Annotated in this window: 19 protein-coding genes and 1 pseudogene; 6 read left to right on the forward strand and 14 right to left on the reverse strand. The window is 41.7% G+C overall.

What is annotated here, in order from left to right; genetic code table 11:
- Nucleotides 1-53: 53 nt before the first annotated feature.
- The 3 genes from ACFVS1_RS14915 to ACFVS1_RS14925 form a co-directional block, all read right to left on the reverse strand.
- Nucleotides 54-1,175, reverse strand: a complete 1,122-nt coding sequence (locus tag ACFVS1_RS14915; RefSeq protein WP_387548439.1) for an NADH-dependent flavin oxidoreductase — start codon at nucleotides 1,173-1,175, stop codon at nucleotides 54-56.
- A gap of 21 nt (nucleotides 1,176-1,196) precedes the next feature.
- Nucleotides 1,197-1,505, reverse strand: a complete 309-nt coding sequence (locus ACFVS1_RS14920) for an iron-sulfur cluster assembly accessory protein (RefSeq protein WP_352921835.1) — start codon at nucleotides 1,503-1,505, stop codon at nucleotides 1,197-1,199.
- 81 nt (nucleotides 1,506-1,586) lie between these two features.
- Nucleotides 1,587-2,585: a Gfo/Idh/MocA family protein gene (locus ACFVS1_RS14925; protein WP_387548442.1), complete on the reverse strand. Its 999-nt coding sequence runs from the start codon at nucleotides 2,583-2,585 to the stop codon at nucleotides 1,587-1,589.
- A 207-nt stretch (nucleotides 2,586-2,792) separates the two neighbouring features.
- Here ACFVS1_RS14925 and ACFVS1_RS14930 point away from each other — a divergent pair, with 207 nt between their 5' ends.
- On the forward strand, nucleotides 2,793-3,578 hold the full coding sequence (locus ACFVS1_RS14930) for an SDR family oxidoreductase (RefSeq protein WP_350301801.1): 786 nt from the start codon (nucleotides 2,793-2,795) through the stop codon (nucleotides 3,576-3,578).
- A 63-nt stretch (nucleotides 3,579-3,641) separates the two neighbouring features.
- Here ACFVS1_RS14930 and ACFVS1_RS14935 read toward each other — a convergent pair whose 3' ends face one another.
- Nucleotides 3,642-4,874 (reverse strand): multidrug effflux MFS transporter, encoded by a 1,233-nt coding sequence (locus tag ACFVS1_RS14935; protein WP_387548446.1) that lies wholly within the window; start codon nucleotides 4,872-4,874, stop codon nucleotides 3,642-3,644.
- 334 nt (nucleotides 4,875-5,208) lie between these two features.
- Entirely contained in the window at nucleotides 5,209-6,192 is a 984-nt protein-coding gene (locus ACFVS1_RS14940) for a 2-hydroxyacid dehydrogenase (protein ID WP_387548449.1), read from the reverse strand.
- Nucleotides 6,193-6,511: 319 nt separating this feature from the next.
- On the opposite strand from ACFVS1_RS14940, the gene ACFVS1_RS14945 reads away from it, so the two are divergent.
- Together ACFVS1_RS14945 and ACFVS1_RS14950 are read left to right on the forward strand one after the other, a co-directional pair.
- Complete coding sequence (locus tag ACFVS1_RS14945; protein ID WP_387548452.1) at nucleotides 6,512-7,483, forward strand: MBL fold metallo-hydrolase; 972 nt, start codon at nucleotides 6,512-6,514, stop codon at nucleotides 7,481-7,483.
- A gap of 193 nt (nucleotides 7,484-7,676) precedes the next feature.
- Nucleotides 7,677-8,873, forward strand: a complete 1,197-nt coding sequence (locus ACFVS1_RS14950; RefSeq protein ID WP_387548455.1) for a M14 family zinc carboxypeptidase — start codon at nucleotides 7,677-7,679, stop codon at nucleotides 8,871-8,873.
- A gap of 153 nt (nucleotides 8,874-9,026) precedes the next feature.
- On the opposite strand, the gene ACFVS1_RS14955 is transcribed toward ACFVS1_RS14950, so the two are convergent.
- Nucleotides 9,027-9,980 carry a TRM11 family SAM-dependent methyltransferase gene (locus ACFVS1_RS14955; RefSeq protein WP_387548458.1) on the reverse strand — a complete coding sequence of 318 codons (954 nt, stop codon included), beginning with the start codon at nucleotides 9,978-9,980 and terminating at the stop codon, nucleotides 9,027-9,029.
- Nucleotides 9,981-10,144: 164 nt separating this feature from the next.
- Nucleotides 10,145-11,236, reverse strand: coding sequence for a CotH kinase family protein (locus ACFVS1_RS14960; protein ID WP_387548461.1), 1,092 nt, complete (start codon nucleotides 11,234-11,236; stop codon nucleotides 10,145-10,147).
- Between the two features lie 151 nt (nucleotides 11,237-11,387).
- On the opposite strand from ACFVS1_RS14960, the pseudogene ACFVS1_RS14965 reads away from it, so the two are divergent.
- Nucleotides 11,388-11,441, forward strand: a pseudogene (locus tag ACFVS1_RS14965) (hypothetical protein); the annotation flags it as partial.
- Between the two features lie 22 nt (nucleotides 11,442-11,463).
- On the forward strand, nucleotides 11,464-11,916 hold the full coding sequence (locus ACFVS1_RS14970; protein WP_387549432.1) for a hypothetical protein: 453 nt from the start codon (nucleotides 11,464-11,466) through the stop codon (nucleotides 11,914-11,916).
- A 91-nt stretch (nucleotides 11,917-12,007) separates the two neighbouring features.
- Here ACFVS1_RS14970 and ACFVS1_RS14975 read toward each other — a convergent pair whose 3' ends face one another.
- Genes ACFVS1_RS14975 through ACFVS1_RS14985 form a run of 3 tightly spaced genes read right to left on the reverse strand, consistent with a single transcriptional unit; the run spans nucleotide 12,008 to nucleotide 14,750 of the window.
- Nucleotides 12,008-12,319: a DUF3870 domain-containing protein gene (locus ACFVS1_RS14975; protein WP_387548464.1), complete on the reverse strand. Its 312-nt coding sequence runs from the start codon at nucleotides 12,317-12,319 to the stop codon at nucleotides 12,008-12,010.
- Nucleotides 12,320-12,342: 23 nt separating this feature from the next.
- A complete protein-coding gene (locus ACFVS1_RS14980; RefSeq protein WP_352922660.1) occupies nucleotides 12,343-13,548 on the reverse strand; it encodes an acyl-CoA dehydrogenase family protein in 1,206 nt (401 codons plus the stop codon).
- 14 nt (nucleotides 13,549-13,562) lie between these two features.
- Nucleotides 13,563-14,750, reverse strand: coding sequence for a CaiB/BaiF CoA transferase family protein (locus tag ACFVS1_RS14985; RefSeq protein WP_352921852.1), 1,188 nt, complete (start codon nucleotides 14,748-14,750; stop codon nucleotides 13,563-13,565).
- Nucleotides 14,751-15,197: 447 nt separating this feature from the next.
- Between ACFVS1_RS14985 and ACFVS1_RS14990 the strand changes: the two genes are divergently transcribed.
- Nucleotides 15,198-16,133: a DHH family phosphoesterase gene (locus ACFVS1_RS14990; protein WP_387548468.1), complete on the forward strand. Its 936-nt coding sequence runs from the start codon at nucleotides 15,198-15,200 to the stop codon at nucleotides 16,131-16,133.
- Nucleotides 16,134-16,289: 156 nt separating this feature from the next.
- On the opposite strand, the gene ACFVS1_RS14995 is transcribed toward ACFVS1_RS14990, so the two are convergent.
- Genes ACFVS1_RS14995 through ACFVS1_RS15010 form a run of 4 tightly spaced genes read right to left on the reverse strand, consistent with a single transcriptional unit; the run spans nucleotide 16,290 to nucleotide 19,107 of the window.
- Nucleotides 16,290-16,475, reverse strand: a complete 186-nt coding sequence (locus ACFVS1_RS14995) for a hypothetical protein (RefSeq protein WP_387548471.1) — start codon at nucleotides 16,473-16,475, stop codon at nucleotides 16,290-16,292.
- 47 nt (nucleotides 16,476-16,522) lie between these two features.
- Complete coding sequence (locus tag ACFVS1_RS15000) at nucleotides 16,523-17,539, reverse strand: aliphatic sulfonate ABC transporter substrate-binding protein (protein ID WP_352921858.1); 1,017 nt, start codon at nucleotides 17,537-17,539, stop codon at nucleotides 16,523-16,525.
- A 40-nt stretch (nucleotides 17,540-17,579) separates the two neighbouring features.
- Nucleotides 17,580-18,332 (reverse strand): ABC transporter permease, encoded by a 753-nt coding sequence (locus tag ACFVS1_RS15005; RefSeq protein ID WP_352921860.1) that lies wholly within the window; start codon nucleotides 18,330-18,332, stop codon nucleotides 17,580-17,582.
- The gene (locus ACFVS1_RS15010; RefSeq protein WP_101224077.1) at nucleotides 18,265-19,107 is read right to left on the reverse strand and encodes an ABC transporter ATP-binding protein; all 843 of its coding nucleotides are present in this window, start codon (nucleotides 19,105-19,107) and stop codon (nucleotides 18,265-18,267) included. The genes ACFVS1_RS15005 and ACFVS1_RS15010 overlap by 68 nt, the downstream gene beginning before the upstream one ends.
- Between the last annotated feature and the right edge of the window lie 72 nt (nucleotides 19,108-19,179).

Below are 19,179 nucleotides of genomic sequence, written 5' to 3' on the forward strand. Positions count from 1 at the left end.
AAAACCCGTCCACCTAAGGAGGACGGGTTACCATATATTCAAGATGTTACTCATTACCCTACAACCGGGAGCCAACCTTTTATCCCAATCAACTTTTCCCAAAGCGGATCTGGAATGACCAGTTCATCCTGATCTTTTTTTGAAAGGGTGGTCCGTATTTCCGCTTCTTTTCCAGACCTGATTTTCTCAATCCAATGCGGTTCCATAAGAAGTTCGCGGCCTAGGGCGATAAAAGGGACACCCGTTTCCATAGCTTCTGCAACTTCATCGGGTGTATGCAGTGATCCTACACCGACAACAGGGATACGATTACCTACTTTATCGTAAATTTTAACGATGCGCGACTTTGTCCTATCACTTTCGCGGAATGAGCCATTCCAGAAGTGGCCTACCGATATATGTAGATAATCCAGGTTTTGATTCGCTAATCTATCAACGAATTGAATCGTATCATCTAATGTGATTCCAGGATTGCTGCCTTCTTCAGGAGAAAGGCGGTAGCCGATGATAAACGGCTTTTTCGCATGCTCAGCAACCGTTTTCTCAACTTCATTCACAATGGTAAGCGGGAAAATCAATCGTTTTCCCAGTGTTCCACCCCAGTTATCCGTACGGCGGTTGGAGTGTGGCGAGAAGAATTGCTGCAGCAAGTACGTATTGGCACCATGGATTTCCACACCATCGAATCCTGCTTCGATTGCCCTTCTTGTTGCTTCTCCAAATGCTTTAATAATGTCTTGAATTTCATCTTCACTCATTTCCCGCGGTACAGGCGCTTCCTCGCTGGAAGCAATGGCACTTGCAGAAACAGGTTGGTTATCAGGCAATAATTCCGGCGGACTTTGCCGGCCTCCATGATATATTTGCAGGATCGCTTTTGAGCCGTTGGACTGAATCGTTTCGGCTAGTTTTCTCAAGGATGGGATAAAGAAATCGTCACCTGCACTAAGTTGGCCTGGGAATCCCTTGCCTCCAGCAGATACATAGGCACATGCCGTGACCACCGCACCTACACCAGCCGACCTTTCTGCGTAATAGGCCAGTTCATCATCGGTTACAACGCCTTGAGCATCCGAAGAATAAGTGGTCATAGGAGCCATCATGATACGATTTTTCACTTCGACACCTGATGGAAATATATATGGTTGAAAAATCTTTTCGTATTTTTGATTCATGCCAATCCTCCCCCTTTACTCTTAGTGGTGATGATGTCCGTGAGGTTCTTTAGAAGGATTTGTGATTTCAAAGCCTTCTTCAGGTACATAAAAATATTTAATCCAGACACCATCAAGAAATTCTTCACGTGAATCAAGCAAAATATCGATTTCTTTATCTGTTTTGACGATTTCATCATGCTCTGCCGGTGTATCCAGCTTCATTTCATAATGGGCATGATCGCCATGCATATGGGTGATATATACCCGAATCATTTTCCCTTCGGCTTCTTCAGTGCTCAGCATTTTTTGTAAGACTTTTGCTGCATTGCGATTTATTTTGCAATTCATGTCCATTCCTCCAACAATTAAATTATCCCTCTACTGAATTCTACCCAATTAAGGGTTATGAGTAACATCCATTTTTCCCCTTCATGATTGGCCATGACCTCGGTCTGAAGGAAAGACGATCCCAATTTGCTTTCTTGCTTCATCCATGATTTCCATAGTCAACAGTGAATTCGCATATGAATTTATATCGGATTCCATTTTCCCCTGCTGTATCAAGCCTACAAATTCTTTCGCTTCATAATACATGGAAGGCATATCCTGTTTAACAGAAATATTTTCAGTGGTTCCATCCCGATACTGAATATCCACCGCTTGCGGTCCTGAAATTTTCTGAATGATGATGGTTCCAAGTTCACCTTGAATTTCCGATGGCAAATTGGATTCAGTAATCTTGGAAAACATGATGACTGCCTCCATTTCATCATAAGAAAGCAGAATCGTCCCCTGCCCATCAACTCCTGATTCAAGCAACGTTCCTGATGCCTGCACCTTATTCGGTTTACCGAACAGTATAACAAGTGGATAGAGGACGTAAATGCCTAGATCCATTAAAGAGCCACTGGAGAATTCCGGATTGAATGCATTCAGCACAGTTCCTTTTTTATATGAATCATAGCGTGATGAATATTGGCAAAAGCTTCCCGAGAAACGCCTAATCTTCCCGATTTTATCCAGATTCCCTTTTATACTTTCGAAATTCGGCATGATGGTCGATTTCATCGCTTCCATCAATAGCACATCATTTTGTTTTGCTGCCTCAATCATTTCCCTTACTTCTGCCGCATTCGAGGCCATTGGTTTTTCACATAGTACATGTTTTTTATTTTGTAAAAACAACACGGCTTGCCTGCAATGATGAGAGTTAGGGCTTGCTATATATACAGCGTCGATTTCATCGCTGGCAGCCATTTCTTCTAAATTCGTAAAAGTGGTATGTACTTTGTATTTATTGGCAAATTCCTTGGCTTTCTCTTCTGTACGTGAATACACGGCGGTTAAAGATAACTCCTCTACATGCTTTGCAGCCTCCAAAAATCGTTCCGTGATCCAGTTTGTACCTATTACTCCTAATCTTATCAACATCCTATCCCCTTTCAAGCTAACTTAATTATGTCCTCAATATACAGACATTTCACTGAAAAACAAAGTATAATGAACACTCACAATTGTTTAAATTGGATTTTTTAGGCAATATTCGTTTATAATTTTTCTATATAACCACTGCCATGATGTTTCTACATACTCCCAAATTGGGAATAGAATACTTAAAAGGAGCGTGTGAAGTTTATGACAGAATTAATGAAAAACAAAGTTGCCATCATTACCGGTGGAGGATCGGGAATTGGCCGGGGCGCTGCACTGAAACTAGCTGAAAACGGTGCGAACATCATCTTTTTTGACCGTACAGTCGAAAATGCCGAAAAAGTGAAGGAAGAAGTGGAGAACCTTGGTCGAGAGGCTTTAATCATTAAAACGGATGTATCCAAGGCCGAGCAAGTTGAACATGCCTACAAGACGGCCTATGAACATTTTGGGAAAATTGATTTTGTATTTGCAAACGCAGGCATTAACGGAGTGATTGCCCCTATAGAAGACATAAAGCCAGAAGATTGGGATCAGACACATACAATTAACCTCAAAGGTACCTTTCTCACCATCAAATACGCCATTCCTTACATGAAGGAAACGGGTGGCAGCATCGTAATCAACAGCTCCATCAATGGAAACCGATATTTCAAGAATTTTGGTTTTTCCGCTTATAGTTCATCCAAGGCAGGTCAAGTCGCTTTCGGTAAAATGGCTGCACTCGAATTGGCAAGATATAAAATCAGGGTAAATACCATTTGTCCCGGCTCGATTGATACGAACATTCACGATAACACATTCCCGGAAGATGAAAACTTAAAAAAAATCACGATTCCCATTGAATATCCGCAAGGCTCCCAGCCCCTCGCGAGGAAAGCAGGGACTACCGAACAAGCTGGTGATCTCGTATTGTTCCTAGCATCAGACATGTCCTCCCATGTTACGGGCACGGAAGTTTATATCGATGGAGCAGAATCACTATTATGATTCATACTTACCCCTTAAAAGAAAAAGCTGAAATCCACATCAGGATTCCAGCTTTTTTCCTTTTTAAGCAACTCGCCTTAATCCGCGACGGGCAAGGAGTAAATAAGCGAACATGGCGATGACATGACAACTTACCATCACAATTCCCATCGGCAAGGGGGACTCACCTGAACCTAATCCCACCAGTGGAGCCATTAGTGATCCTAAAATGAATGGAAGCAGGCCAATTAAAGCCGAAGCACTGCCTGCAGTTTTTTTCTGATTTTGCATCGCTAAAGAAAAACTCGTTGTACCGACAATACCTACGCTGGAGACGGAGAGGAATAAAGCGACCAAAATTCCTGCCAACCCCATTTCAAGAAGGACTGAGGCAAGAAGTAATGTTCCCCCAAACAAAGCTAGACATAATCCCATTTGAAGCAGTTTTTCTTCTTTGACCTTCCCTGCCAGCTTCCCGGCAACTTGTGAAGCGATGATGATCCCGATTCCGTTTATTGCAAAAATCAGGCTAAAGGTCTGTGGGGAAACCCCATAAATGTTCTGGAGAACAAAAGGTGATCCGGAAATATAAGCGAACATAGCGGCACTTATGAATCCTTGTGAAAAAGCATAGCCCATAAACACACGATCCCTCAATAAGTTCCCAAATGTCCTGATTGTATCATTCACCCCACCGGCACTCCTGAAATTAGACGATAAAGTTTCCTTTATCCCAAAAAATGCAGCCGCAACCATCATGGTACCTAATACTGAAATGACAATGAAAACTCCCCGCCAAGAAGTGAACTGCAAAAGCTGACCGCCAAAAACCGGTGCCAATATCGGAGCCGCCCCATTCACCAGCATTAACATGGAGAAGAACTTGGTCAAATCCGTTCCTGAAAAAAGGTCACGAACTATGGCCCTTGAAATGACAATGCCTCCCGCTCCCGCAATACCTTGGATAAAACGTAATAATAAAAGCAATTCAATGGTTGGAGCAAAAGCGCATAACAGAGATGAAATGCAATAAATGGATAAAGATATGATTAACGGTGTCCGCCTTCCTTTTGCATCACTTAGAGGCCCTAAATAAATTTGGCCCAAAGCCAATCCTAATAAGCAGGCCGTCAAGCTCAGCTGCGCTAAAGACGTACTGCTATTCAGATCCTCTGCCAGTGTAGGGAGGCCAGGTAAATACATATCAAGTGACAGTGGTCCAATCGCTGCAAAAGATCCCAGCATAAGAGCCATCAACAGCCTTTTGGATTTAGTCATTTCGTTGCCCGATGATATCGTTTCCTTCATTTCAATCATTATTACCCTATCCCTTTCAACTAATTGTTTCTCCTAAATAAAACCCGACTTTCTTTATTTTACAAAAGATTGGCATAATTTACGATAAGTATGCTTCACTTGAATTCGTTACTTCCTTTTCGCACTCAATTAAGCATTAATGTGAGGATAAAGGAAAACGTTTAAAGGTTAATACGATTCTTCGGATGCAAATCCTTTTGAGCATCATTTTCAGCTTCGGCTAAAAAAGCCAATAAAAAATGACCCCATTTTGGAGTCACTATATACTGTAGACAAACTCGAAGTAAAGTCAGCTTGCCTGCCGTTTTTCATTTGAAAAACGTTGCAGACGATTTCAGTTAGGATCATTTTTATTCAAAAATACTAAATTACGGGGAGTATCACCAGATAACCCCTCTATTAAGTTTTGTACAGCCAAAGCTGCCATTTTCAATCTTGTGGCAATGCTAGCACTGCCGATATGCGGCAATGTAACCACATTGGGCAATGTTAGCAGCGGGTGGTCCACAGGGACGGGCTCTTCTTCGAATACATCCAATCCAGCCGCCCAAATTCCTCGACTTTCCAGCGCCTGGTACAAAGCTTTTTCATCGATAATCCCGCCTCTTGCGGTATTTATGAGCACAGCCGTCCCTTTCATTAATGCAAGCTGCTCCTTGCCAATCATGTAATTGGTTTCCGGTGTGAGCGGAAGCATGACACAAACGAAATCCGAGATTTGGAGCAATTTTTCAAGAGGCTGATATTCGATTCCTAATTTTTTTTCCTGTTCATATTTACGGCTTCGATTAAAATAAACTATATTCATATCGAATCCCTTAGCTCTTTTGACAAGGGCTTCCCCAATCCTGCCTAACCCGATGATACCCAGCGTTGCACCGTATACATCTTGTCCGGTCAGCTGCATCGGCGACCAGGTTTCCCACTTTCCACTCCTTAAATAATCTTCAGCCTCCATCATCCTTCTCGCCGTTGCAAGCAGTAAGCCGAAGGTTAAATCCGCTGTCGTTTCCGTTAGAACCCCTGGGGTGTTCGTTACCATGATGCCCCTTTTTGTTGCACTTTGAACATCGATATTATTATGGCCCACTGCCATATTCGCGATGATTTTAAGATTAGCCGCCTGTTCAATCAGTGACTCATCGATTTGTTCCGTCAATAAGCACAGCAGCCCGTCGACTTCTTTTATTTCTTCTTCAAGGACTTCTCTAGGGACCGGTATATCCTCTTGTTCCCACATCCTGACTTCATAATTTTGACTAAGACCTTCGATGATTTGTTCTGGCAATTTCCTTGTAATATAAATTTTTCGCTTCAAACCATAAACCTCCTATACCGTTTCGTTCCATGAAACGCATTTTTGCACCTTTTGTCGCCTTCAGTTTTTCATTACACAAAAAAATCAAAAGAATATTGGCTAAATTACTGGCTTGTTTATTCAATTTTAAAATAAACTAGATAAATAGACCATTCATTTCCAATCAATCTTACTATTAAATTTCTCGATTGCCTGGAAGCTTCCGCTTGACAGTTTCAGTTCATTCAACTAATCATAGGATAATAACCCTTTAAATCTATTCGGTCATTAGTAATTTCCAGATGAAGTTTATCTCGATTTAGGAGGATATGGGACGTTCATGAAAATGAAAACGAATACAACATTTAAAATTTATCCAATTATAGCTCCAAGCGCTTTATCTTTAAAAAGTATAAACTTTTATTTAGTTAAACAGGATGAATCTTTAACATTAGTCGATGCAGGTATGAATGATGACGTCTGCTGGAATGCACTGCTGCAAACATTAAACGAAAATGGATTTACCCTTGGAGATATAACGGAAATTTTATTAACCCATCACCATGGAGACCATGTTGGTTTGGTCAACCGGATTACCGAACACCATCCGATTCCCGTTTATGCCCATTCTAAATCCATTCCCCGTTTAAAAAGGGACCCTGACTTCTTAAGTATGAGAATTGAATTTTATAAGCAACTTTACCATGAGATGGGCTGTGGTGAACTTGGAGATAAACAAGTGGCTTACCTATTCAACGCGGTCGATAATAATAAAGATCAAAAACTGAATGGCGACATCATCGCAATCACGGAAAAGCAATGGCTGAATTTTGAAGTGATCGAATTTCCAGGACATGCCCCTGATCAAATTGCATTCCTTGACCAAGAAGGGAAACGGCTTCTTGCCGGTGATTTATTGATTGAACATCTATCAAGCAATGCCTTGATCGAACCTGATGAAAACGGTAATAGAATGCTGACTCTTGTAGATCATATTGATTCATTAAAAAGATGTTTAGCATTACGGGTGAATCTCCTCTTTCCTGGTCATGGTAACTTCATTGAACAACCTGGTCATACGATTGAAAAAAGACTCAACAGCATAGAGAGAAAATCACAAAAAATACTAGCCTTGATAGAATCCGGAATTTCTACAGGCAATGAACTGGCAAAGGAGTTTTACAAACATAAGTATATAACGGAATTCCCGCTCGTCATGTCAGAAATTATCGGCCATTTGGATTATTTAGAATATCAGGGGAAGGTCACGAAAAAACTCGTTGAACACGTCGTTCATTATCAAGCTAAATGACATCAAAAAAGGCTGAAAATAAAATCGTCCCCACTTAGTGGGGGCTTTACTTTTCACGGAAAAATATACTAAATAATTGAAACTGAAATACATAGGCCTTTTTGGGTGTATTAATTAATCTAATAGGAAATCGATTAGCAAGTGAAGAATTCATTATCTGAATATTAAATATTTTCAGAACAGGAGAATGGATATGAAAAGAAAATTTTTAAAGGTTTTATGTTCAACAGTAGTAGCGGCAGCATTACTTGGCCCAAATGTCAGCTTAGCTGAACGAGGACCAAATACTACAGGCGGAACGAACCTTTCCACCGAAGCATTCCTAAGTCATGATGAACTTGTAAAAAAATTAAACCAACTTGAGCAAGTGAGTGCAGGGAAAGTCAATGTAGAAGTGGCTGGACAAACAAATCAGGGTCGTTCCATTCAAAAAGTGACTGTCGGTCATGGTGACAAAGTCATTCTTATTCAAAGTGAAATTCATGGAAATGAAAAAACAGGAACTGTTGCGTTATTGAACATTCTTAAAAACCTTGGTCAAAGTAACTCGCCTGAGGTAAAGAAGGTCCTTGATGAACTAACAATTGTTGCTATTCCTATGATGAACGTAGACGGCTCAGAGCTTGATCGTCGTGGAAATGAAATGACATGGTCTGAGGTTGTAGGGAAATTCCCCCAGCTTTCTAATGTGAAACCTACTTGGAACTATTACACCACTCCGAGATCAGGAGACGACTATGCTAGCAAACCGGGGTTTGATGTTAATCGTGACTTTAATCCTAATCTAAACTATGTACCGAAGCCCGAAGACTTCCCGGGGGCATCTGAAAAGCCGGGCTGGTTTATTACGCCTGAAGCGCAAACGGTACGTGACACATATAAAGAGTTAAAGTCGAAATTCGGGAAAGTGGATGTTTTTATCGACCTTCATCATCAAGGGTTTCCATATATCGAAGGAACTGATGAGCGTGCAACTATGTCAATATCAGGAAAATTCGTTCCTAACCCAAGCACTCCCGAAGGGGCTAAATATGCAGAGTATGCAGATCATTTTAAATATGATTTCTCCCGTCAGTTGACACTTGCTGCGTATAACTCACTGCAAGCAAAAGGAAATTCCGTGTTTACAGATATTTCATTATACGATCAATCTATCAACCTGCCAGGAACTGCTTTAGGGACGTTTGCTTTAAACGGAAGTGGGACGGTTCTATTTGAAGTTAGTGGTCAAACACAAAACTTTGGGCAAAAAGAGAATGGCCAGCTCGTAAAAACGGTTGAAACGGGGCTAATGGGTATTATCGATGGAGTAACAGATGGATCGGTTCATAATCTTAATCCATCAGACTATGAAAATATTCCTGAAAGTTCATCTACACCGGGAATCTAGTCAAGTTTGAAATGTAATTGTAAAGGGGGCTTGTCCGCCATACGGCAAGGGTTTAATATCGAGCCAGATGGCGGACAAGCGTTTTTTAGTTGTCAACTTGACAGGGTAAGTCCATATCGATTAAAGATTTCAGCCTTTTCTTGCTGAAGAAACTCACACACACACTACAATCTCTCTGGAAAAAATGCCTTTCCTGGCTACACAGCGATCGGTGATTTCAAATCCTGCTTCTTCAATCATATGATCCATCGTGTCGATCGTTACGACGACGACCTTGTCAGCAAAGCTCCTGGCATGTTTAAGGATCGATAGCTGATCTTCCGGTGTCGCATGTGTATATAAATTGTAGGGCATATCAATAATCGCTACATCATATTTATTGGTGACCTCCGAAATCGGACCTGTAGTTACATCACCTTCGAGTCCGAAATAAGCAATGTTCTCCCTGGAACCGTCGGTAACAAGCGGGTTGATATCCCTGCCGACAATATTGATTCCCATCGACAGTGCTTCTACCAATACCGTTCCAATTCCGCAGCATGGATCAATTGCCTTCACCCCATCCGGATGCGGAACGGCTATATTGGCAATGGCCCTCGCCACTCTTGTGCTAAGCGCTGTTGAATATTCACGGGGCTTTTTCAAATGTTTTAACCAAACCGCTTCAGGTTTGACATACTTCCCAAAAAACCAACGTCCTCCAAGGGTCACGATCCCAAAGACCTGATCAGGATTACGCACATCGGCATTTCCCTGAATGTGCCAGCCAATCTCTCGTTCAATTTCACGCTGTCCATCATAATCTATTTTTGCTTCTTTATTCAAATCGTTAATTTTCACGAATAATACTTTGAACGTCGAATCTGGCAAATGAATATCCTTCACTTGCTCAACGATTTCGGATATGCTTTCCCCTTCAAACATGACGTCGACCCGCCCTTTTATGAAAGGGCTCCTGCTCGGTTCAATTGCGATATCACTTTTCAAAATATCCCCTGAAGTCTCAAAGCCAAAGAACGAGCGCATCTCCATTTTAGATAATGAGCGTTCGTCAGGGGTGCACGTAAACGTATATATATATGCCGGTTTGCGGCTATGATTAGTCAATCCATTCCCATCCTTCATTACTTTAGATTATATCTTTCTATCAAACATAGCTGTAATAGTTGAGAAAAGCAAATGGAATCATGCAGAAAAAAGCAGGAGTGCTTTTCTTTCAACACTCCTGCTATTATATTTTCCAAGGTCCCATCACTAAAGGGTAGGAATTATTAATCCAATTTATGCAGACGGCTATTAATAAACTTTGCACGGGCCTCAATGAATTTCAGGATGAATTCTGGCTCATTATCAAATTTCTCAATATTTTCCTTAATATATGGATCTTTTAAAACATAAGGTCTTATTTGATCATGCATTTCCTGAATGATAGGTTTCATATAGCCCACGTTAAAATGATTGATCAAAATTTCCTTAAGAAGTTCTTGGTACCGGACACGAAATCCCCTTACATCAAGGATTCTGGCAGTCAATGTATTGAATCCCTCGATTCCCACATAATCCTCTTCCATCACTTTCCCGTTAACATCCCTGCCCCATGTCGCATCATAATCCCATGGAATCATTTCAAAGAGTCCAGTATCTCCATTTCGATACAAGGCATAGTTATGAACGAACCCATCATAGTTTTGCGTAAATATGACACCGGCCAGCCAGCGCAGGTATTTTTCGACATCGACATATTTTACGATTTCCTTTTCAAAATCCACTCTTGAAATTGTATTGATTTGAAGAATCAGTTCTTGTAAATATAATTCATCCTTTGCTGTCCCGCATTTTTTTTGATAGCCCATCTCCAATGATTTTTTGATTCCTTTATCCAAATCGCTCATCAATGAGAAATTGGCATCACCATCCACTGCATAGAAAATGGCACCCTTGGGCAGCCCCCTTGTCTTCAAATAATATTCATCCACCGATTCCAATTCCAGGTATACCCCTTCGTCCTTTCCGTTCAGATTCAGGAAAATGAACTGGGAGTTCGGTGATAATGTGCCTATATCCGCAAAAAAGTCTAAAGATAATTTATTTCTTAGTAAAGATTTATCTTTAAATTCGGCATTTAAATGAACTTCCTTGGCATTCTTAAAAGTTTTAGGTTTATAAAAGACAACATTATAGGATTTTTTGCGAAAACCGCGAATATGGGAGCCACGGTAAACAATATCAATATCAAGTTTTTTTCTGTTAAGTGTTAACTTTGCCGGTAAAGGATCATTGCACCATATATCTCTGCGAAGTTCCATTAAATTAACTGGCGGAATAAAAAGCTGGTACACGGGCAGCTTCTTATCAGAATTCATATAACCCTTCCCTTCCCTTTCACTTTCCTATTAAATTATGGAAAAAAGCGAAGGGCGTCACCCCCAAAAATTTTTAATAAAAATGTGCTATTATCTCTGGCATATTACGTACAAGCGAATAGTTTAACGTATAGAAAGGAGATAAATAAATATGTCTGACATCATTCGAAATATACAAAATGCGGTGGATAGAGCCAATTCCTTCGGGTTAAGCGATTTCATGCATAATGACCCATGTTCAAGAGGCCGTTCTTCACGTAAAAACAACAATAACAGGCGAACTACCCGCAGAAGCACTAAACGTTGCACGAGCAGGAGGAGGTCCACTTCCGGCACGCAAAGGCACTCTTGCTGGAAACGGAGATCTACATGCAGCACTCAAAGGCGCACGAGCAGGAGGAGGTCCACTTGCAGCACCCAAAGGCGCACGAGCAGGAGGAGGTCCACTTGCAGCACCCAGAGGCGCACGAGCAGGAGAAGGTCCACTTGCAGCACCCGAAGGCGCACGTGCAGAAATCGGTGTTCTTTTCACAACTGCAGATGCCGCGGCTGCAACAGAAACTTCCGTAGGAATTGGAATTGGGGCTTCTAGGTTCATGAACCCTTTTAATGTATTTGTACAAAAATATATTGAAGGTCAAAGAGGTGTTTTCTTCAACACCTCCTTTTTATATCCCTAAATCGTTACAACAAAAATAAATGATTATTTAAGATCCACAAAAAAAAGATCCTACCCTTTTACATACGATAGGATCCTTCCAGTTTCACTTATTATTTAACGGAGACCAATTCGAACTGTGCATACACATCCTTCAGCCCTGCTTGAACGGCTTGACTAGCCTTCCCACGATAATGCATTTGCACACGATCAATCAATTCTTCGATACCATCTTTCAGGTAATAGCCCCGCAGGAGCTGCCGAATGAACTCCCTGCCATGTTCTGTGGCAAGTGTGCAGGAAGCTTCGACTATTACACCATATTTAAAGTCAAGCTCTACCGTGATGGTGATGGAATCATATAGATTTCTCGCTGCCATCCCTTGTGGAAGTTTTGCATGCCCTGCAATAAAATATGTGTTCATCATCTGATCTCCTCAATCTATAGTTAATGTACGGAAACCTGCTCGAAGGGCCATGCAGGCAATTGCTTACGAAGCTCTTTATCTTGTCTGTAGCCAAGTGCGTATTCCCCCTGCATTACAGTATGAATCTCACGGGTTCCTTCGTAAATGACCGGAGCTTTTGAATTCCGCAGAAAACGTTCCACTGGATATTCATCCGAGTAGCCATAGGCACCATGAATTTGAACAGCATCATTGGCAGCTTCGTTTGCAGCATTACATGATATCCACTTGGCAAGCGATGTTTCCTTCGTATTCCGTTTTCCTTGATTTTTTAACGTACCCGCTTTAAAGACGAGCAATCTGGAAATCTCTAAATTTGCGGTCATCTTGGCAATCATCTGTTGAACGAGCTGATGCCTGCCAATCTCTTTTCCGAATGTGCTTCTTTCATGGCAATACTTCAAGCTTGCTTCCAGGCTTGCTTCAATTAACCCTACAGCACCTGCGGCCACTGTAAACCGACCGCTGTCCAATGCCGACATGGAAATTTTAAAGCCCTCACCTTCTTCACCAAGCCTATTCTCCACTGGAACTTTTACATCCGTTAAAAAGATTTCGCCTGTATTCCCGGCACGAATTCCCAATTTCCCTTTAATGGCTTTCGACTCCACTCCATCGAAAGTCCGTTCCACAATAAAAGCAGTGATTCCCCTTGAACCGGCATCATGATCCGTCTTGGCGAAAATGAGGAAATGATCTGCATAATCACAGAGCGAAATCCATGTTTTTGACCCGTTCAAGATATAATGGTCCCCAACACGTTTTGCCGTTGATTTCATTGCCGCAACATCCGACCCTGCATTCGGTTCAGTCAACCCAAAAGCGCCAATCTTGATCCCTTTTGCCTGAGGTACTAAATATTTCTGTTTTTGCTCTTCCGTTCCCCATTGCAGCAGGGTCATGCTATTCAACCCTGTATGTACCGAAACTGCAGTTCGGTAAGCCGTATCGCCTCGCTCCAGCTCTTCACAAACGATGGCCAGGGTATTATAATCCATTCCTACTCCGCCATACTCTTCTGGTATACAAACGCCCATCAACTGCAATTCCGCTAATCTTTTTAAAATATGTGACTGGAATTGACCTTGCCTATCCCACTCTTGAATGTAAGGGATAATTTCCTTATCGACAAATTTCCTTACCACTTTCTTCACACTTTGCTGCTCTTCTGTTAATTCGAAATTCATCATTAAAATTCCTCCTAAATAATTTTATTTTCCTTGAATTTGCTTATTTGATCTGGACTATATCCAATATCAGCCAAAATGGAATCGGTGTGCTCACCATAGAGCGGCGGATGCTTTCTCATCGCAACCGGCGTTTTGGAAAGGTTCAGGGGCGATCCCGTCACTCTAAGATCTTCGATTGTGGGATGCTCCATGCTCACCAACATGTCTCTTGCGATGATTTGCGGATCCTCGAACATCTCTGCTATATCATTGATCGGACCATTGGGTATCCCTGCATCATCAAACAACCTTTTCCATTCCTTCTTTGTCTTTCCTTTAAACAAATCCTCTATTATCGGTATTAATACTTCCTTGTTTTGCAAACGTTTTTCATTATGCTTAAACTGTTCCTGCTGGGCTAAATCAGGTCTGCCTATAACGGTTGAAAATCTCCTGAACTGATCATCATTTCCTACTGCCACGACAAGCTCTCCATCGCTTGTCCGGAATGTCTGGTATGGAACAATATTGGGATGCTGGTTTCCCATTCTTTCAGGGGTCAAGCCACTGAATAAATAGTTGCTGGCGACATTCACCAATGAAGAAACCTGACAATCCATTAACGAAATATCAATTTCCTGACCTTCCCCCGCTTTATCCCTATGATGTAAAGCGGATAAAATGCCAATGCATGTATACAGGCCAGTCAATATGTCAGCAATGGCCACCCCGACCTTCACGGGACTCCCATCTTTTGCTCCTGTGATGCTCATCAAACCACTCATCGCTTGAATGATATAATCATAGCCAGGCAAATCCTTATAAGGTCCGGTTAAACCAAATCCCGTAATCGAGGCCATGATCAGTTTGGGATTGAATTCCTTTAAATCCTCATATCCCAGCCCCATTTTTTCCAATGTGCCCGTCTTGAAATTTTGAATCACGATATCCCCTGAAGACACCAACTTCCGGAAGATCTCTTTCCCTTGTTCCGACTTTAAATTCAAGGTCATGCTTTGCTTATTTCGATTGGCACATAAATAGTAAGCGCTTTCCCCTTGGGCGAATGGCGGACCCCATCCTCTCGTTTCATCCCCTGATTCATGATGCTCGATTTTAATAACATCGGCACCCAAATCACCGAGAATCATTGAACAAAAAGGCCCCGCCAAAACACGGGATACATCGATAATCCTGACTTTCTCCAAAGCTCCATTCATATCATCACCCCTTTCAAACTGTCGGGATACACAAAAAAGAGCCAGTAAAACCAACAATGTCATTACATTGAATGTTTCACTGACCCTTATCCACGAACTGTCTTCCTGCAAAGGAAGATCAAGTGAACCAAGTCAATTTTTATGGATTCCAGTTTTATAACAAGCCGGCCATGCAACAAGGTAACTTGTTGTCATCGGTTTGGTAAATTAAGTATAATTCCATTTTTTGAATTTTGCAATAATTTTGTTTGGGTGTTTTTATTACTTTCACTGAAATACTCTGTAGTATACCTCCCGTTAACATCAAAATACTTCCAGTAGTAATCGGAATTGCCTTTATTCGTGAGGCATGTGATGATTGAATATACATAACTGTCAATATATGAATTATACATACTATCAATTATAGCTCGACAGACAAGGGAAAATTAAAAGGGAGATGGCGATATGGACAATAAAAAAACGGAAATAATCGAAGCGATCAAGAAATACCACACAATCATCATTCATCGCCATGTTAATCCGGATCCGGATGCATTGGGATCACAAATCGGTTTAAAGAAGCTATTGAAGCATTCCTACCCTTCCAAAGAAGTCTATGCGGTAGGCGAAGAAGTGGATAAGCTTCTATTCATTGGTGATATGGATGTCATTTCCGATAACAAATACAAAGGTGCCTTAGTGATTGTTTGTGATACGGCCAACATTTCACGGATTAGTGATTCCCGCTATGATCAAGGGGACATGCTCGTCAAAATTGACCACCACCCTGAATATGAACCATTCGGTGATCTTTCTTGGGTCGACCCCTCTTATAGCTCCGCAAGTGAAATGCTTGTTGATTTATTCTTGGAATTTCCGGTGGGATTTATCATGAATAAAGATGCGGCTAAATCATTTTATGCAGGAATACTTAGTGATACCGGGAATTTCATGAATGGGAATACCTCACCGAGGACATTAAAAATGGTTTCATACTTAAGAACTTATCATATTCAGCCAGAAAGAATCCATAACAGTCTTAATGTAAAGAAAAAAAACGCTTCAAGACTTCAAAAAGACATTCTCATAAGCTTCAAGGTAACCGATAAAGGTGTAGCTTACTTCATTATTACGGAGGAACTTTTAAATATGTATGGTGTGGATCGAATCGAAGCTTCGAATCTAGTCAATACGCTAAGTGCCAGGGGAAATAAAATCTGGGCTTTCTTCATCGAATATCCTACTGAAATCCGTGTCAGGATACGTTCACGGAATATTCCCATCGCTTCAGTCGCACGTCAATTCAATGGAGGAGGACATTCACTGGCTTCAGGAGCTACCATCCATTCCTGGGAAGAGGTTGATCATGTTATCCAAGCATTGGATCAAGTCTGTCCATAACAGGGAGTTCATGAACTGCGGTGTTTATATGTATGATATTATTCCAGGCCATTAAAACGGATTAATTCGATCTATGACGGATTACAGAACTTAGCACCAGACCAAGAATGGCTGAGGAGCTTCAGTCCGTAGACAAATTTGAAGAAAGCGGGTTGCCTAAGTTTTTTTCTTTAAGAAGTTCAAGTTGATTTCAGAAATCCGCTCCCTTTCCGCCGACTGCCTGCCAATTCTCCTCGACGCAAGCGTCTGCGGGGTCTCGGCTAGCCAGTTATTCGGCAGGAGTGTCGCAAATTTCTTCAATCGTTTAGGGTGATACCAATCCGAACTCCCCTTTTTCGACAAACTGAAGCGCCAAAGCCAAGATGGCTGAGGCGCTTGCTTGTTTCAAGTTATTTGGACACTTCTTGAAGAATTGATAAATCGATCATGCCTTTTATATCATTGCTAGGGATATAACCAGCTTCTTTGCTTATATCGGCCATTTCCTGAATGACTTGCTCATTAACTTCGGTTGTCACTTCAAGGCGTGAAAATGCTGAAGCCACTTCTTCTTTACTTAATTCTTTTCCAGTCAGTTTCTTCAAATGCTTAATAACCAGTTCTTGGCTTTCTTCAGGGTTGTCTTTTATAAACTTCACCGCTTTTTCATGCGCTTTCAAATAGGAAGCAGCGAGCCCCTTTTTATCCAAGAACTTCTGGCTTGCAGCCACTACCGTGTTAGGTGAATCTTTCCCCCATGCAAATTGATCCCAGTCAAGCAGTAACTTTCCTTTTGCCTGGTTTTCCAAAACATACCCCCATGGTTCCTGGGTGGCTGCTGCATCGACTGATTTTTGGACAAAAAGGGCGGTTGTGTCTGCAGGTGCTGCAGCATACAGCTCAACTGTGCCCCCATTTGTAGTCGGTTTTAAGTCAACATCTTGAAGGGCCTTCCTAAGCATGACATCCTGTGTGCTTCCAATGACGGGAATCGCTACCTTTTTACCGCCCAAATCTTTTAAATCCGTAACCTTGCTGCCCTCGCTGGCAACAAGTACGGCACCTCCATTAACAGCCCCGGAGATCAAGTGGTATTCAGGGTTTTTTACGTAAAAGTTAAGCAACGGACCAGGACCGACCGTTCCGACATCAATGGCGTTTGTAGCCATCGCTTCCATGAATAATCCGCCATTGGCTACTGTTTTGGTTTCAATTTTAACATCTTTACCAAACTCTTCTTCGAAAAAGCCTTTTTCAAGCGCAATGATCGTTGCACTGTGGGTTAAGTTAGGAAAATACCCAATTTTCACGGATTTCCCCCCGGACCCTTCTCCTTCTTCATCATTACTGCTGGATTGAGTGCATCCGCTTACTATTCCGATTAACAATACAGACAGTATAAGGGCAAAAAATGATTTTTTCAGCATATTTCTCTCTCCTTTTTACTATTATTTTATTAAACTACCGTTACTTCACTCCCCATTTCAGTTGAACATTGCGTTCAAGACGGGAGAAGACGACATTATCCACGATTGTTCCGATGATAGCGATGATGATCATCACGGAGATGACCAAATCCATTTGTCCCAGTGATCTGCCCATTTCCAGCAACTGTCCAAGACCGCCTCCCCCGCCAAGTAATTCACCGGCCATCAATGCACGCCAGGAAAAGGCCCATGCGATACGGAGCCCGGATATTATTTGCGGGACGGATGCTGGTAAAATCACGGTGCGAAGAAAATGTAACCCGGTCGATCCATATGTTTTTGCAACCCGCTGATATAACTGTGGCACATTTCGGAAGCCACTCGTTGCATTAACCGTCATCGTCCAAGTTGCGCCGATGGTGACGATGAAGAGGATCGAAAAATCATTCAATCCAAACCAAATGATCGCTAAAGGGAACCACACGATACTCGGGATGGACTGTAATGCCGTCACGACGAACCCTAAAGTGTCTTCGACCAATTTAAAGCGCCAAATGAAATATCCTAATATCAGACCTACTATAATGGCAATCATAAAGCCAATCAGGATACGGCCAAGGCTTTTTCCGATGGCTTCGGTTATTTGTCCGCTCATCAGTCCATTAAACAGAGTTTCCAAAACCTGAGTCAGGCTTGGGAACATGAAATCCGGAAGACTGGAAAGTCTAGATGTGACTTCCCATATCCCCGCTATCATCGCGATGAATATGATTCGTCTTAAAGCTGTAATCATTCCCCATTTCCTCCTTCAGCACTTTTTCAATTTCCTCCTGCAAAATCGATAGAACCCTTTGTTCTGTATGCAAAGTTACACTATCCGGCATAACTCCATCTTTCATGGAAGGGACGGAAATCGTCTCTTTGATTTTCCCGGGACGGGTAGCAAAGACGATAATTTTTTCGGAGAGCTGAACAGCCTCACGAATATTATGGGTTACGAAAAAGATCGTCACTTTAGTTTTTCTCCAGATTTCAAGCAGCTCTTTATGCAAGACCATCCTCGTTTGCTCATCAAGCGCGGAGAATGGCTCATCCATCAATAGGATATCCGGTTCCATCACCAACGCTCTTGCGATGGCTACCCTCTGTTTCATGCCCCCTGAGAGTTGATGTGGATAGGAGTCAACATATCGACTGAGGTGAACCATCTTTAAAATGTCCAATGCCTTGGCTTTAGCCTCTTCATTGGGAATTTTCTTTAACTTCAATCCGTATGTAACATTTTCAAGTACCGTCAACCAAGGGAATAATCCCGCCTCTTGAAACACTACAACTCTTTCCGGACCTGGCTTCACCACTTTTTTCCCAGCTACACGTATTTCACCTGTATCTGCCTTATCAAGGCCGGCAATCAGATAAAGGAGCGTAGATTTACCACATCCAGAAGGACCGACAATCGAAACGAAGCTTCCTTTCTCGACCTCTATATTTATCTTATCGAGCACCTTTATGCTTTCTTTCTTTTCATTCTTAAAACTTTTTTCAATTCCATCTATTGTTAAATACATAAAGTCACCCCACTTTTAAATCGCATCAATTTACTAAACATTATTTCTTAATAATGATTAATCCAATGGTTT

Origin of the sequence: Peribacillus sp. NPDC058075, from assembly GCF_042885195.1 — a bacterium.
Lineage (GTDB): Bacteria > Bacillota > Bacilli > Bacillales > DSM-1321 > Peribacillus.